Origin of the sequence: Heyndrickxia acidiproducens DSM 23148, assembly GCF_000374345.1 — a bacterium.
Taxonomy (GTDB): domain Bacteria; phylum Bacillota; class Bacilli; order Bacillales; family Bacillaceae_C; genus Weizmannia; species Weizmannia acidiproducens.
On the sequence record NZ_KB894007.1, the window covers coordinates 1 to 15,038 of the forward strand.

Annotated in this window: 14 protein-coding genes; 5 read left to right on the forward strand and 9 right to left on the reverse strand. The window is 45.6% G+C overall.

Features of this window, described 5'->3' with window-relative positions:
- Positions 1-309 precede the first annotated feature (309 nt).
- Together C232_RS0112070 and C232_RS0112080 are read right to left on the reverse strand one after the other, a co-directional pair.
- Entirely contained in the window at positions 310-1,224 is a 915-nt protein-coding gene (locus tag C232_RS0112070; RefSeq protein ID WP_018664420.1) for a diacylglycerol kinase, read from the reverse strand.
- A 286-nt stretch (positions 1,225-1,510) separates the two neighbouring features.
- On the reverse strand, positions 1,511-2,365 hold the full coding sequence (locus tag C232_RS0112080) for an arylamine N-acetyltransferase (protein WP_018664422.1): 855 nt from the start codon (positions 2,363-2,365) through the stop codon (positions 1,511-1,513).
- Between the two features lie 285 nt (positions 2,366-2,650).
- Here C232_RS0112080 and C232_RS0112085 point away from each other — a divergent pair, with 285 nt between their 5' ends.
- Together C232_RS0112085 and C232_RS20380 are read left to right on the forward strand one after the other, a co-directional pair.
- Complete coding sequence (locus C232_RS0112085) at positions 2,651-3,037, forward strand: con-10 family general stress protein (protein WP_018664423.1); 387 nt, start codon at positions 2,651-2,653, stop codon at positions 3,035-3,037.
- Between the two features lie 162 nt (positions 3,038-3,199).
- Positions 3,200-3,328: a hypothetical protein gene (locus tag C232_RS20380; protein WP_018664424.1), complete on the forward strand. Its 129-nt coding sequence runs from the start codon at positions 3,200-3,202 to the stop codon at positions 3,326-3,328.
- Between the two features lie 77 nt (positions 3,329-3,405).
- Here the strand turns inward: C232_RS20380 and gatB are convergent, their stop codons facing one another.
- From gatB to C232_RS0112110, 4 genes are all read right to left on the reverse strand, one after another.
- The gene (gene gatB, locus C232_RS0112095; RefSeq protein ID WP_018664425.1) at positions 3,406-4,839 is read right to left on the reverse strand and encodes an Asp-tRNA(Asn)/Glu-tRNA(Gln) amidotransferase subunit GatB; all 1,434 of its coding nucleotides are present in this window, start codon (positions 4,837-4,839) and stop codon (positions 3,406-3,408) included.
- 12 nt (positions 4,840-4,851) lie between these two features.
- The gene (gene gatA, locus C232_RS0112100) at positions 4,852-6,309 is read right to left on the reverse strand and encodes an Asp-tRNA(Asn)/Glu-tRNA(Gln) amidotransferase subunit GatA (protein WP_018664426.1); all 1,458 of its coding nucleotides are present in this window, start codon (positions 6,307-6,309) and stop codon (positions 4,852-4,854) included.
- 12 nt (positions 6,310-6,321) lie between these two features.
- Positions 6,322-6,612 carry an Asp-tRNA(Asn)/Glu-tRNA(Gln) amidotransferase subunit GatC gene (gene gatC / locus C232_RS0112105; protein WP_018664427.1) on the reverse strand — a complete coding sequence of 97 codons (291 nt, stop codon included), beginning with the start codon at positions 6,610-6,612 and terminating at the stop codon, positions 6,322-6,324.
- 107 nt (positions 6,613-6,719) lie between these two features.
- Positions 6,720-7,253: a GbsR/MarR family transcriptional regulator gene (locus C232_RS0112110; RefSeq protein ID WP_018664428.1), complete on the reverse strand. Its 534-nt coding sequence runs from the start codon at positions 7,251-7,253 to the stop codon at positions 6,720-6,722.
- A gap of 246 nt (positions 7,254-7,499) precedes the next feature.
- Between C232_RS0112110 and C232_RS0112115 the strand changes: the two genes are divergently transcribed.
- The 3 genes from C232_RS0112115 to C232_RS0112125 are packed head-to-tail and all read left to right on the forward strand — an operon-like array spanning position 7,500 to position 10,471.
- A complete protein-coding gene (locus C232_RS0112115; protein ID WP_018664429.1) occupies positions 7,500-8,735 on the forward strand; it encodes a quaternary amine ABC transporter ATP-binding protein in 1,236 nt (411 codons plus the stop codon).
- Complete coding sequence (locus C232_RS0112120) at positions 8,728-9,573, forward strand: ABC transporter permease (RefSeq protein ID WP_018664430.1); 846 nt, start codon at positions 8,728-8,730, stop codon at positions 9,571-9,573. The genes C232_RS0112115 and C232_RS0112120 overlap by 8 nt, the downstream gene beginning before the upstream one ends.
- Before the next feature lies 1 nt (position 9,574).
- Entirely contained in the window at positions 9,575-10,471 is an 897-nt protein-coding gene (locus C232_RS0112125; protein ID WP_018664431.1) for a glycine betaine ABC transporter substrate-binding protein, read from the forward strand.
- A 101-nt stretch (positions 10,472-10,572) separates the two neighbouring features.
- Here the strand turns inward: C232_RS0112125 and aceA are convergent, their stop codons facing one another.
- The 3 genes from aceA to C232_RS0112140 all read right to left on the reverse strand — a co-directional run bounded on the left by aceA (position 10,573) and on the right by C232_RS0112140 (position 14,999).
- Positions 10,573-11,856: an isocitrate lyase gene (gene aceA, locus C232_RS0112130; RefSeq protein WP_018664432.1), complete on the reverse strand. Its 1,284-nt coding sequence runs from the start codon at positions 11,854-11,856 to the stop codon at positions 10,573-10,575.
- Positions 11,857-12,016: 160 nt separating this feature from the next.
- Entirely contained in the window at positions 12,017-13,612 is a 1,596-nt protein-coding gene (gene aceB / locus C232_RS0112135; protein ID WP_018664433.1) for a malate synthase A, read from the reverse strand.
- A gap of 220 nt (positions 13,613-13,832) precedes the next feature.
- A complete protein-coding gene (locus C232_RS0112140; RefSeq protein WP_018664434.1) occupies positions 13,833-14,999 on the reverse strand; it encodes a CamS family sex pheromone protein in 1,167 nt (388 codons plus the stop codon).
- Between the last annotated feature and the right edge of the window lie 39 nt (positions 15,000-15,038).

A 15,038-nucleotide genomic window follows, 5' to 3' on the forward strand; every position in this document is an offset into this window, starting at 1 on the left:
TTCCGCTTATGAACTGCATTTGCACGGATTTTTTTACCGAGATAACGTTCATTCCGCTTATGAACTGCATTTGCACGGATTTTTTTACCGAGATAGCGTTCACACCGCTTATGAACTGCATTGGCCATGGACTTTTTTACCCAGGTAACGTTCATTCCGCTTATGAACTGCATCTGGCACCGCTTTTTTAATCCAGATGGCGTTCATCCATTCTGTTTGTCCGGATTTCCCGCTTCTTATTAGCCTTCTTCCCGTTATCAAAGACATTCCAGAAAAAATTCCACTCAAACAGGCATTTAGCGTTCAGTGTTACTCAATTCTATCCTGCGGGCGGATGTTATCAATGGGCACAAAGACTTCGAGATGGCGGTACAAGTTTTCAAATGTGGCCGGTGCTTCACCGCCGAGTTCCCCGTCCAGATTAAGGAGAATCTTTTCTGACGATTTTACTTTTACCCGGCTGGCCGACGTATATATCAGGTTCGGGTCGTTGATATGTTCACCGCGTAAAGCCATTGTAACCACGCGGATAAATTCGGCCAGGTTGGTTTTTTTTAAAATCATCAAAGTAAACAAGCCGTCATTAATGGAAGAATCCGGAGCCAGTTTTTCAAAACCGCCGACAGAATTGGTTAAGCCGATCAGAAACATCATCGCTTCGCCTTCAAAAAGCTTGCCGTCATATTCGATTGTCATTTCAGTCGCGCGGATTGACGGCAGCATTTCGATCCCTCTCAGATAGTAGGCGAGCTGGCCGAGCATCGTTTTCAAACGGCTTGGAACATCATAGGTTAATTCGGTAAGGCGTCCGCCGCCGCCGATATTGATAAAATATTTGTTGTCCATTTTGCCGATATCGACCGGAATTGTGTCTCCTTTGACAATAATGTCGGTTGCCGCCCCGACATCTCGCGGGATTTGCAGGGCGCGGGCAAAGTCGTTTGTCGTACCCATTGGGATGACGCCAAGTTTCGGCCGGTAATCCTGTTCGGCCAGGCCGTTGACCACTTCGTTGATCGTACCGTCCCCGCCTGCTGCAACAACAATGTCAAAGCGGCGCTCCACTGCTTTCTTGGCTGCTTTAATCGCATCCCCCGCCCCGGTTGTCGCGTGGCAGGATGTTTCGTAGCCGGCCATTTCAAGTTTCTGGAGAACGTCGGAAAGATGGCGTTTAAACGCTTCACGTCCGGATGTAGGGTTGTATATAATTCTTGCTCGTTTCATAAAAAATCATCCTTATATGTTTTCCTTTACACGAATATGTACGAATGCCAACCACTCATGTAAGCAAACGGGCAGCCCCTCCATTTACAGGCTTAACAAAAAAGTCCAAATGGCGGAAACTGCCCGCAGGTTTGTCCGTTCATTCAGCATGGAGAAACGCCGATCTACTCTCCACGCATCTACCGAATTATCATACAACTTTTTCATAAAAAAATCCAGTTCCAGCTTATCCGGAAGAAGGTTTCCTGTGCGATGATGAAGCATTTGTTCTGATATGGCAGCGGCTTTAGCTTTTCCCGCGGCCGCCGTTTCTATGTGCTGCGGTGAAGGCGGAACCGGTTTGATTGCCAAATAGGCCGACACCGCGCTGTTGAAGGAATTCCACAGTTTCGGCCAATGATTCTTCTTCGATTTGGTAGACTTCCTGAATTACATTTTTCCAGCGTGTAAAATCTTTCATCTGAACTTCGCGGATATTCCGGTAGTTCATGATTTTCAAAGAGGTATCGCGCAAATAGTAGCATTCGCGGCCGTTGAAACGTACTGCGGTCACTCTGCGCATGGTTTCATTCGTCTTGTCGTCATTATACGATGCCTGGATATCCTGGTTGATATTTTCTTCAGACAACGGTACCCATTCAATGGTTTTTTTGACGAAGGATTTCCCGTTTGAACGGCGATCCACTTCAAAACGGCCAACTGCGGCTTGTGTGAAAATAATGTCCTCGCCAAAACCGTGAAGGATATGCTGCCGCTTTGCTTCCAATTCTACCGGTTTCATAATTGGAGACCCATAGCCCACATCCACGTACAGTTTCTTGCCGTTGAGGAGAACCATTAGCGCAATATGTCCGGGCACAACGCGGACCAGCGAGCATTCAAAACCGAGCGCTTTTAATAGCCGCGCAAAATTGATATTCAGGGTAAAACAAGTACCGCCCCAGCCTTTTTCCCATAGATTCCGGACAAAGGTTTCAAAGGAGGGGATATAGTTGCCATCCTGGAAATAGTGAAACTTGCTGAATGTTTCGTAGGGGATATAGGAAAGATGATTTTGAATCAGCCGCTGCAGATAATTGATTCCCGGCTGTTCGCGGTCAAGTTTTAAATAATGGATATAAGCATCTGCCACACCTTCCATTTTCTTGCCTCCCTTTTTCGAAAATCTTCTTGTTATCTGATTCGCTTTTAGAATGGGAAAATCCTTTATTGCTTTAAAAAGGATAAGCCGCCATTGGGAAAGATGTTTGATTAAAAAGTCTATCCCCTTTTTAGTAAAAACAAGTCATTGCAGCGGAACCGGGAAATTGGTTCGCATGGCGGGTTTTCAAGGTGAAAACAGTAAATAAGTTTATTTTCATAGTACCGTGGTATATATATTAACGTAAGCGATGCTAATACTTTTTGAACAAAGGAGATGTGTTAAATGGCAGACAAAGATAAGAAAATGACAGTAGAAGAAGCAGGACGTAAAGGCGGAGAAGCTACAGCTGACAGCCATGATAAAGAATTCTATCAGGAAATCGGGCAAAAGGGCGGAGAAACGACCGCTGATAAACATGGCAAAGAATTCTATCAGGAAATCGGCGAAAAAGGCGGAGAAGCCACAGCTGACAGCCATGACAAAGAATTCTATCAGGATATTGGCCAAAAAGGCGGAGAAACGACCTCCGATAAACACGATAAGGAATTTTATCAGGAAATCGGACGTAAAGGCGGAGAAGCCACTTCCGATAACCATGATAAAGATTTCTACAAGGAAATTGGGGAAAAAGGCGGTAACGCAAGAAGCAGATCAAACGACAACGACTAATCAAAAATGGAATATGATGAAACAGAGCCGATTCAGCGTGCGGGCTGAATCGGCTTTTTTCATACCGGCTGCCGCTGTGCTTTTCTAACTTTTTCCCCAATTCAATTCATTTACAAATCTATCATAGCACAGCTCAATTGCTTTGGTAAGGATTTTGCATATATGATGGATTCAAACAAAAGACGTTCGCTTAAAGGGGATGTGGAAATGTTTGAAAAACCGTTCTTCCTTCCCATGAATCAAAAAGCTGCAGTTCAGACGGGCTGCCTGACAGAAAAACAGGCGGCGTGATCTTACCGGGTGGATGCCCAACCCCACCCCACATTAAAGGGACCCCGCGTGATTACGGGATCCATTTGGTTTGGGGTTTAGCGTTTATTCATTTCCTGGATCAGCAGTTTGTTGACGATTGGCGGATTGGCCTGGCCTTTTGTCGCTTTCATTACTTGGCCGACAAGGAAGCCGAGTGCCCGGTCTTTTCCGTTTTTGAAGTCAATGATGGATTGCTCGTTTTTATCGAGAACCTCAGTGATGTACTTCAACAGCTCTCCTTCATCGGAAATTTGGACAAGGCCTTTTTCTTTGACGATTTTCTCCGGATCGCCGCCTTTTTGAACAAGTTCGCGGAATACTTTCTTCGCCATCTTCGAAGAGAGCGTGCCGTTTTCGATCAATTTGATCATGCCGGCTAAGCTTTCCGGCGTTAAGGCGATTTCATCCAGTTCTTTCTGGGCGGCGTTCAAGTAGGCGGACACTTCGCCCATCAGCCAGTTTGATGCCTGCTTTGCGCCGGCGCCGGCAGCAATCGTTGCTTCAAAGAAGTCGGACATTTCTTTTGTCAGCGTTAAGACCATTGCATCATAATCAGGCAGCCCGAGTTCTTCGGTGTAGCGTTTTTTCCGCTCATCCGGCAGTTCCGGAATTTCAGCGCGGACCCGTTCTTTCCAGGCATCATCGATATACAAATCGACAAGATCCGGTTCCGGGAAATAGCGGTAGTCATCCGACCCTTCCTTGACACGCATCAGAATGGTTTTGCCCGTTGCTTCGTCAAACCGGCGTGTTTCCTGTTTGATTACGCCGCCTGCGAGCAGCACTTTTTCCTGGCGCTCCTGCTCAAATGCCAAACCTTTGCGCACATAGTTAAATGAGTTTAAGTTCTTTAACTCTGTCTTTGTGCCAAATTCTTTTTGGCCGACCGGACGGATGGAAATGTTAGCATCGCAGCGCAGCGAGCCTTCTTCCATCTTACAGTCAGACACACCGGTGTATTGGATGATTGATTTTAATTTTTCCAGGTAGGCGTAGGCTTCTTCCGGCGTGCGGATATCCGGTTCCGAGACGATTTCAATCAGCGGTGTGCCCTGGCGGTTCAAATCGACAAGGGAATACCCTTCGGAAGCCGCGTGGGACAATTTTCCGGCGTCCTCTTCCATATGGATGCGGGTAATGCCGATTTTCTTTTTCTTGCCGTCTGCTTCGATTTCAATCCAGCCGTGTTCGCCGATTGGCTTGTCATATTGCGAGATTTGGTACGCTTTTGGATTATCCGGGTAAAAATAGTTTTTGCGGTCAAATTTTGTTTCGGTTGCGATCTCACAATTGAGTGCCATTGCGGCTTTCATGGCATAATCCACAACACTTTTATTTAATACCGGCAAAACGCCCGGGTAACCGAGGTCAATCACATTCGTATTTGTATTTGGTTCCGCTCCGAAATGTGCTGGCGCCGGCGAAAAAATTTTCGTGTTCGTTTTTAATTCAACGTGGACTTCAAGCCCGATCACTGTTTCAAAGTTCATGTTTTTCACCCCTTACAATTGTGGTTTTTGTTTATGGAAATCAGTTGCCTGTTCAAATGCGTGGGCAACGCGGTATACAGTGCTTTCATCAAAATGCTTGCCGATGATTTGCAGGCCGAGCGGCAGCCCGTTTGCAAACCCGCATGGTACGGAAATCCCCGGAACGCCTGCGAGGTTGACCGGAATCGTTAACAGATCATTGGCGTACATCGTTAACGGATCGTCAACGTTTTCACCGATTTTGAAAGCAGGTGTCGGCGTTGTCGGCCCGATGATGACATCATATTTTTCAAGAATATCATCAAAGTCTTTTTTAATTAAGGTGCGGACCTGCTGGGCTTTTTTGTAGTAAGCATCATAGTAGCCAGCACTTAACGCAAAAGTTCCAAGCATAATCCGGCGTTTGACTTCTTCGCCGAATCCTTCCGAACGGGTGAGTTTATACAGCTCTTCAAGGTTCTTCGCATTTGGCGAACGGTAGCCGTAACGGACCCCGTCAAACCGCGCCAGGTTGGAAGAAGCTTCAGATGATGCCAGCAAATAGTAAGTCGCAATCCCGTATTTGGAATGCGGCAGCGATACTTCTTCCCATGTGGCGCCAAGTTTTTCCAATACTTTTAAAGCATCAAGGACAGACTGGCGCGCTTCTTCTTTGACACCTTCGCCAAGGTATTCTTTTGGCACCGCAATTTTTAATCCTTTTACGTCTCCGGTTAAAGCTTGTACATAATTTGCGACTTCGACATCGGCCGAAGTGGAATCATGCGGATCAAGTCCCGAAATTGCTTGTAAAAGATAGGCGTTGTCTTCCACCGTACGGGTGATTGGCCCGATTTGGTCCAAAGATGAAGCAAACGCCACAAGGCCGAAACGGGAAACACGGCCGTATGTCGGTTTCATGCCGACAACCCCGCAAAAGGCGGCCGGCTGTCGGATCGAACCGCCCGTGTCGGATCCGAGCGAAAATGGAACCTGGCCGGCTGCAACAGCTGCTGCCGAACCGCCTGAGGAGCCGCCCGGGACCGTATCAAGATTCCATGGATTATGGGTGATTTGGAATGCGGAGTTTTCCGTGGAAGATCCCATCGCAAATTCGTCCATATTCAACTTCCCAATTGTAATGGTATGGTGCTTATGTAATTTTTCCATTACGGTCGCATCATAAATTGGATCAAAGTTTTCCAGGATTTTGCTGGCACAAGTCGTCCGCAAATCTTTCGTGACAATATTATCCTTAATCCCGATTGGCATTCCGAACAGTATTTGCCCAGATTCCGCTGTGCCAATTTTGTCTTCAAGCGCTTTGGCTGTCTGTTGTGCTCTTTCTTCATCTAATGTTAAAAAAGCTTTTACTTTGCCGTCGGTTTCTTCAATTTTTTGATAGGCTTCGCCGACAAGCTCGGAAACCTTTACTTCTTTATTATGTAAAAACTCATGGAGTTCAGAGATCTTGTGGTCAAATAGTGACATGGTTTCCCCTCCTTATTCTACAATTGTCGGTACGCGAATTTGCCCGTCCTGGTGTTCAGGCGCATTTTTCAAAACAAGCTCGCGCGGCAGGCCTTTTTCGATCTTGTCTTCACGCATCACGTTCCGGATCTGAAGCACATGGGTTGTCGGCTGCACGCCGGTTGTATCGAGCTCATTCAAGCTTTCTGCAGAATGAATAATATCGCCCAGCTGTGTTGTGAATTTTTCAATATCGGCTTCGTCCATTTCAAGGCGCGCCAAGTCTGCTACGTGTTTTACCTGTTCTTTTGAAATATTAGGCATAACCCTTCACCTCCATCAAATATCGAACCCTGCAATACTATTGATCATAGCAGAAAAATGCATCTTTAAGCAAGTGGGCGCATATACTTTAATGCTTATACCCATAACTATTTCCGCGGAATATACTTAAAAATTTCACCTGATTCGAAGCTGCCGATTAAACGATCTACCCAATCATAGTAGTCCAGGGCATTGTTTAGTTTTTCTATATCAATATCTATTTCATGTGCCAGGTTTTCGCTTAAATGATCTTTGTTTCTTAATTCCCGCAATTCCTGCAAGGATCTTTGGATCGCTTGGATATTCATATGCACGCCTGTTCTCCACTTAATCGTGAAAAAGTTGATAAAAGTTTGATACCAGTCTTCTTCAACCAGATAAAGGTCTTTGCGAACACCCCGTTTCCAAATCTTTTCCACCATTTTTAAATCAACCAGTGTCCGGACGGATGTACTCATACTCGTTTTACTCATTCCAAGTTCCTGTTTCATTTCATCTAATGTTAAAGGTTCATTATGGAAATACATCATTCCGTAAAGCCTTCCGACTGATGGGGTCACCCCATAAAGATTCATGTTTTGTGCGATCGCTTCCGTTACGCGTTCCCTGGCTTTGAGCAATTTCTGCCGATCATCATCCATTAACGAATGCACCTCATTCATGACTATACTAAATTATAGAGTACCGATTAACCACTGAATTGTAAAGATAACTGAAAGCAGAGCATTCCGCAAGATAGGGGAGGAATAGTAAGCAATCCAGCGTTTTGTTTGTACAGTTTAAACTGTACGCATCACACGGACGAAATATTGGGAATTTACGCATTTGATTGTTCATTTTTTATCATTTAGAATAGTTAGCAGGCGTAATTTTTGAGGGGGGAAAGAATGGATCAAGAAAACATAAAAATAGAAGTCAACCAAATTACGAAGATTTTTGGTAAGCACGAAAAAAAAGCTTTGGCGATGTTAAAGGCCGGCAAAAGCAAAAAAGAAATTTTTCAAGCGCTTGGGACAACAGTTGGTGTTAGCCAGGCTTCCTTTCAAGTCAGGAGCGGAGAAATTTTTGTCATTATGGGATTATCCGGAAGCGGAAAGTCCACTCTCGTTCGCATGGTCAACCGTTTGATTGAACCAACAAAAGGATCAATTCTCATTGACGGTGAAGACATAACGAAGATGAATAAGGAAGCATTACGGCAGTTGCGCCGCAAAAAGGTGACCATGGTCTTTCAAAACTTCGCCTTGTTGCCCCACCGTACCATCTTGGAAAATACTGCATATGGATTGGAAGTCCAAGGCGCCAAAAAGGAGGAACGCACAAAAAAAGCCTTAGAAGCGCTAAAATTAGTTGGACTGCAAGGCTCTGAAAATCAATATCCAGCCCAACTCAGCGGCGGTATGCAGCAAAGGGTTGGCTTGGCACGCGCTCTGGCGAATGATCCGGATATTTTATTGATGGATGAAGCTTTCGGTGCATTAGACCCGCTCATCCGCAAAAATATGCAGGATGAATTATTGGATCTCCACGATACGGTCGGAAAAACAATTGTTTTCATCACACACGATTTGGATGAAGCACTGCGCATTGGCGACAGGATCGCTTTAATGAAAGACGGGAACATTGTCCAAATCGGTACACCTGAAGAAATTTTGATGAACCCTTCTAATGAGTATGTGGAAAGATTTGTCGAAGATGTCGATCTTTCGAAAGTATTAACCGCAAGCCATATTATGAAACGCGCTGAAACCGTGCAGCTGGAAAAAGGACCAATGGTGGCCCTTACGCTTATGAAAAACTTAGGAATTTCCTCTATCTATGTCGTAAATAAACAACACCACTTAATCGGCGCTGTTACTGCACAAGATGCTAAAATTGCTGCAGAAAACGGCACTCCTTTACACCAGGTGGTTGATACAGACATCACCATGGTATCACAAGAAACACTCCTGACAGACTTGTTTGATATTGTTTCCAGTGCAAATATTCCTGTTGCTGTTGTAGACGAAAATAGGCGTATGCGTGGCATTATTATTCGAGGTGCATTAATTGGCGCATTAGCCGGGAATATCACCTCTGTTCATTCGGAACCCCTTGTTTTGGGAGGTGAAATGAATGGATAAACTGCCGAGACTTCCTTTTGCGGATTGGATCGACACGTTTCTGGACTGGCTGACCATGAGTTATGGCGGCGCATTTGACCATGTTGCCAATTTTGTTGAAAGTACAGTAGGCGGTATCGTAACCGGCTTAGCTGTGGTCCCGCCTGTTGTTCTTACCATCATCCTCTCTCTGTTGGCATGGTGGATGTCCAAGAGAAGCATCGCCATTTTTACCTTCATTGGTTTTCTTTTTATTGATTACCTCGGATTTTGGAATGCAATGCTCGATACGCTGGCCCTTGTGATCACAGCCGTTGTCATTTCAATCGTAATCGGTGTCCCGCTTGGCGTATGGGCATCTCAAAAGGAATTGGTCAGGAAAATCATTTTACCGATTTTAGACTTTATGCAAACAATGCCCGCGTTTGTCTACCTGCTGCCTGCTATTTTCTTTTTCAATATCGGTGTTGTTCCAGGGGTCGTAGCCTCAGTCATATTCTCCATGCCGCCGACGATCCGGCTTACCATTTTGGGCATTCAACAGGTTCCCGGAGATATTGTCGAAGCAACCGAAGCATTTGGGTCCACAACTTGGCAGCGGTTATCAAAAGTCCAGCTTCCATTAGCGGCTCCAACCATTATGACAGGGATTAACCAAAGTATCATGCTCGCTTTATCCATGGTCGTGATTGCCTCAATGGTAGGTGCGCCCGGACTTGGGGAAGAAGTCTACCGGGCTGTCACACAATTAAAGACAGGGGTTGGTGTTGAAGCCGGGGTTGCGATCGTAATTTTGGCAATGGCGCTGGACAGAATTTCACAAAATATTGGTGCAAGAAAAAAGGAGAGGAATGCTTAATATGTGGAAAAAAATCTTGGGAATGGGTGCTTCAGCCCTTTTAGCCATCAGTTTAACGGCTTGCGGGAGTACTTCATCCAGTTCATCAAATGCGAAAAATGAATCCGCAGGGGAAAGTGTCGACCATAAGATTATTGGCATCGACCCTGGCGCAGGGATTATGGAAGCAACGGACAAAGCGCTTAAAGATTACAAACTTGATAACTGGACGCTCGTTTCCGGTTCCGGCGCCGCGATGACAGCGGCACTTAAAAAAGCCTATGATAAGAAAGAACCCATCATTATCACCGGGTGGACGCCACATTGGATGTTTTCAAAATACAAATTAAAGTATTTAGACGATCCTAAAAAAGTCTACGGAGATGCTGAAGAAATTCATACCATTACACGCAAAGGGTTTAAGGCGGATCATCCGGAAGCATATAAGGTGTTCAATCAATTTAACTGGACCGAGGATGATATGGGCAAAGTAATGGTCAGCATTCAGGATGGAAAAAAACCTGAAGAAGCTGCGAAGGAATGGGTCAAAAATAATCCCGACAAAGTGAAAGAGTGGACAAAAGGTGTTAAAAGCGGAAATGGAGATGCTATTAAACTTGTTTATGTTGCCTGGGACAGTGAAATTGCCAGCCATCATGTCATGGCACAAGTGCTGAAAAACTTAGGGTTTAAAGTGAAATTAACTCAAGTTGAAGCAGGGCCGATGTGGACTTCCATTGCTGACGGAAGTGCGGATGCAACATTAGCTGCATGGCTTCCTTTGACACACGCCACTTATGCGAAAAAATATGAAGGAAAATTTGAAGACCTTGGCCCAAGTATGGAAGGCGTCAGAACAGGGTTAGCCGTTCCAACCTATATGAAGATCAACTCAATCGAGGATTTAAAAGATAACTGATTAAAAAACTGTGCGTTGTAACCCAACGCACAGTTTTTTTGTTTGCTTTTCCGGTGAAATCTTTACAGCTTCCGGCGCCTTGAAAAATCTGCATCCACTATTTATCGTGTTGTTGTAAATTGGGCTTGTTCTGTTGATCCCTCGAGTGCTGTCGTGGAAGACGTTCCTCCCGAAATCACCATTGATACTTCGTCAAAATAGCCGGTGCCGACTTCGCGCTGGTGGCGGGTGGCCGTGTAGCCGTATTGTTCATTGGCGAATTCCGCCTGCTGCATTTCGGAGTAGGCCTCCATGCCGCGATCGCGGTAATTGCGGGCCAGCTCAAACATGCTGTGGTTTAATGCATGGAAACCGGCAAGCGTGACAAATTGGAACTTGTAGCCCATGCGCGCAATTTCTTTCTGGAAGTTCGCAATCGTTTTTTGATCGAGTTTCTTTTTCCAGTTGAAGGAAGGCGAGCAGTTATAGGCCAGCAGTTTGCCAGGGAATTTTTCATGAATGGCTTCTGCAAAGCGGCGTGCTTCTTCAAGATTCGGCTCAGATGTTTCGCACCAGACCAAATCGGCATATGGCGCATAGGCCAGGCCGCGGGCGATCGCCTGGTCAAGCCCTGCTTTGGTATGGTAAAATCCTTCCGGCGTCCGTTCCCCGGTAATAAACGGTGCATCATACGGGTCGATATCGCTTGTAATCAAGTTTGCCGCATTGGCGTCCGTGCGCGCAATAATGACAGTTGGTACGCCCAACACGTCAGCGGCAAGGCGCGCGGAAATCAAATGGCGTACGGCCGTTTGTGTCGGCTGCAGCACTTTCCCGCCAAGGTGGCCGCATTTTTTCTCGGAAGAAAGCTGGTCTTCCAGATGGACCGCTGATGCCCCGGCTTCGATCATCGCTTTTGTTAGTTCGAAAACATTTAACGGGCCGCCAAAACCGGCTTCGGCATCCGCGATAATGGGTGCAAACCAGTCGATGCGGTCATTCCCTTCAACATGGTGGACCTGGTCGGCACGCTGCAAGGCCTGGTTAATGCGTTTGACCACATTCGGCACACTGTTGGCCGGATACAAGCTTTGGTCCGGATACATTTGCCCGGCCAGGTTTGCATCAGCAGCCACCTGCCAGCCGCTTAAATAAATCGCTTTTAATCCGGCTTTGACCTGCTGGACGGCCTGATTTCCTGTTAAAGCACCCAATGCATGGATGTAATCTTCGGTGTGCAGCATGTTCCAGAACTTTTCTGAACCCCTTCTTGCCAATGTATACTCAATTTGGACAGAACCCCTCAGTTTGAGCACATCTTCCGGCGAATACGGCCTGGTGATGCCCTGCCATCTTTCATCTTTTTCCCAGCTACGTTGAAGTGCTTGCGCTTTTTCATTACCCATCAAAAATTCCTCCCAGTTTTGATCATATTATAAACGATGCTGCAAAAGGCCGATGAAGACGCATTTGCCGCTCGTTGCTTCCATTTTTTCCCCAATTTCATAATGATACCGTTATTCGCTGATCCTGCCGGTTTCCCTGTTACCGGTTCTATCGATTCGATTAACCCAGTAATTTATAAGCCGGCAATGTCAGAAAATCGGTAAAATCATCGGTTTTGATTAATTGGTCAAATAACTGTACGGCTTCTTCAAAACGGCCTGAATGGTAAAATGCTTCACCAACTTCACGCCGGATTCTTTCCAGCTCTTCCGCTTTCAACTCATCATACAGTTCGACAGTTACTTTCCGGCCGTCCGCAAGTACCCCTTTCGGATGGCGGATCCACTGCCAAAGCTGGGCGCGGGAAATTTCTGCAGTGGCTGCGTCTTCCATTAAGTCCGAAATCGGAACAGCTCCTCTTCCCCGCAGCCATGATTCAATGTATTGGATGCCGGCATAGATATTTTCACGGATGCCTTTTTCGGTAATTTCTCCTTCCGGCACCGTCAGCAGGTCTTCAGCTGTCACTTTCAAGTCCTTCTGCTTGCCGGAATGGATCTGGTTCGGCTCCGGCATTTCCCGGTTGAATGCCTCCAGTGCAACAGGCACCAGCCCCGGATGCGCTACCCATGTGCCATCATGGCCGTCCCGTGCTTCCCGTTCCTTATCTGCCCTGACCTTTTGGAATGCTTCTTCATTTTTTTGCGGATTTCCTTTTACCGGAATCTGTGCAGCCATGCCCCCGATTGCCGGTGCATTTCTGCGGTGGCAGGTCTGGATGGTAAGCAGCGAGTAGGCCCGCATAAAGGGAACCGTCATCGTTACTAAAGACCTGTCCGGGGTAATGAATTGCGGCTGGCTGCGCAATTTTTTAATATAGCTGAAAATATAATCCCAACGGCCGCAGTTCAGGCCTGCTGAATGCTCTTTTAATTCATATAAAATTTCATCCATTTCAAATGCAGCCATGATCGTTTCAATTAACACTGTAGCTTTTATCGTACCTTTTGGAATACCAATGTACTTTTGTGCAAAAACAAAGACATCGTTCCAGAGCCTGGCTTCAAGATGGCTTTCCATTTTCGGCAGGTAAAAGTACGGGCCTGTTCCATTTGCGGCAAGTGTGCGGGCATTGTGGAAGAAATAAAGCCCAAAGTCTACAAAACTGCCGGACATCGGTTTTCCGTCTACTAAAATATGTTTCTCTTCCAAATGCCATCCGCGCGGCCTGACAATCAGGGTGGCGGTTTCTTTCTTCAGACTGTATGCTTTTCCGTTCGGGCCGCTGAAAGAAATGGTCCGATTCACGGCATCATGCAGGTTGATCTGGCCTTCAATAATGTTCTCCCAGGTTGGGGAAGTGGCGTCTTCAAAGCAGGCCATGAACATTTTCGCGCCGGAGTTTAAGGCATTGATAATCATTTTGCGATCGACCGGCCCGGTAATTTCCACGCGCCTGTCCTGCAAATCTTCCGGAAGCGGCGCAATCGTCCAGTCAGCCTGGCGTATGGATGATGTTTCTTCCAAAAAGTGCGGCAGTTTTCCGGATTTGATTTCTTCATCGCGCTTTTTGCGGTTTTCCAGCAGTTCGAGCCGCCTGCCGCCAAAATGCCTTTCAAGCTGTTCTAAAAATTGTAATGCGTCAGAGGATAGAATTTTATCATATCCTTCATGGATGGATCCCGTTACGGTGATACCCTGTGTTTTGGTTTCCATTCATTCACTCCCTTTCACTGTTATATTACAATATTTATAACGTGATTTTATTATATAACAGGATTTAAAAAATTGGTACCCCTTTTTTATAAAATTTTTAAAAAAATGAATGCGTTTTATTTGTACCGTTCTTTAAGTATCTTGCTGCCCGTATAGAAGGATAAAATTTAGGTACCAAAAAAGGCTGCCCCATTCATGGAACAACCCTTTTAGGTTTACTTTATTTGTATATATGGACGATTGGATCTTTCTCGTTGGCTTCGCGCGCGATCAGGGCCTTGGCTTCGTTGTTGGATGTAATGTTAACCTGGAGATTGACGTAATCCGGGAATGTCTTGACCACCAGGCCGGCTACGTATTGCGTAAATCCAATCACTTCTGCCTGCCCGTGAAATTGTATCGGGATATCGATGCTCAGGTCAACCAGCTGTCCGTCGCTGTATCTGGCCCGGCCGATACACCCGGTGTAATTTGGGAAAAAGTCTTCAATATCCGCTTTAAAGTTCTCAAAGTTTTTTTCATCATCGCGGTGTGCCCTTGTGGCGCTTTCGGATGGGAATAAATAATATTTTTCATTGACCTCTTTCCAGTTGTCCACATTTGTACTGTTTTTTTCAACCGTTGCATAAGCAAAGTAGTTGCCCGGAATAACGGAATCTTTGCTTTGCTGTTTATACAGGGCAATGGTAATCGGCACGTTTTTCAGCGCACTCATATTGCGCAACCGCTGCACCACTTCCCGGGCGATTTGCTTTCCCTTCTCATTCAAGGTGTTTTGCGAAATTTTTACTTCATAAGTGGAGCCGTACTTTTCTTTCTGATAGTAATAAACAGAATTTAAAGCAAGCCCAATCGCAACGCCTGCCAGTTTCACATTGCCTTTGCTGTCTTTTGTCAGATAATCCTGTTCTAAAATCTGGGTAAGATAAATTGGATTTTTTTCATTCTGCTGCCGGGCTGTTCCCTTTCCGTCTTTTAAAGGGTTTAACCCGATATTATCTTTTGCAGAAAGACCGTTTGCTTTTAACTGTTCGCTTGTATACTTTCTATTCAGCCATTTGGTTACGGTATCCTTGGAAAGCACCTGGCCTTCCTGAAAAAGATAGTCATCAGGGGAATAATTTTTTTGCGCAACCCGCATCAGCCCGGTTTCAAATTCATCAATATCGTAGGAAGTGTTTAAATTACCGACAACCAGGCCCCTCGATTTGCTCGTTTTATAGGGATAAATATTTTTATAATAATTAGATGAAATTTGGTAGCTCGATACAATGGATGTTTCTTTTTTATTGTTTTTCTTTTGTACCACCTTATCATTTGAACCAAAATTTGGTGTACAGCCTGCCAGTAAAATAACAGATAACAGGAGCGGATACATTTTTTTCATACTGCTTGTTCCACCTTTTTCAGTTTCTCGCTTTCCCAA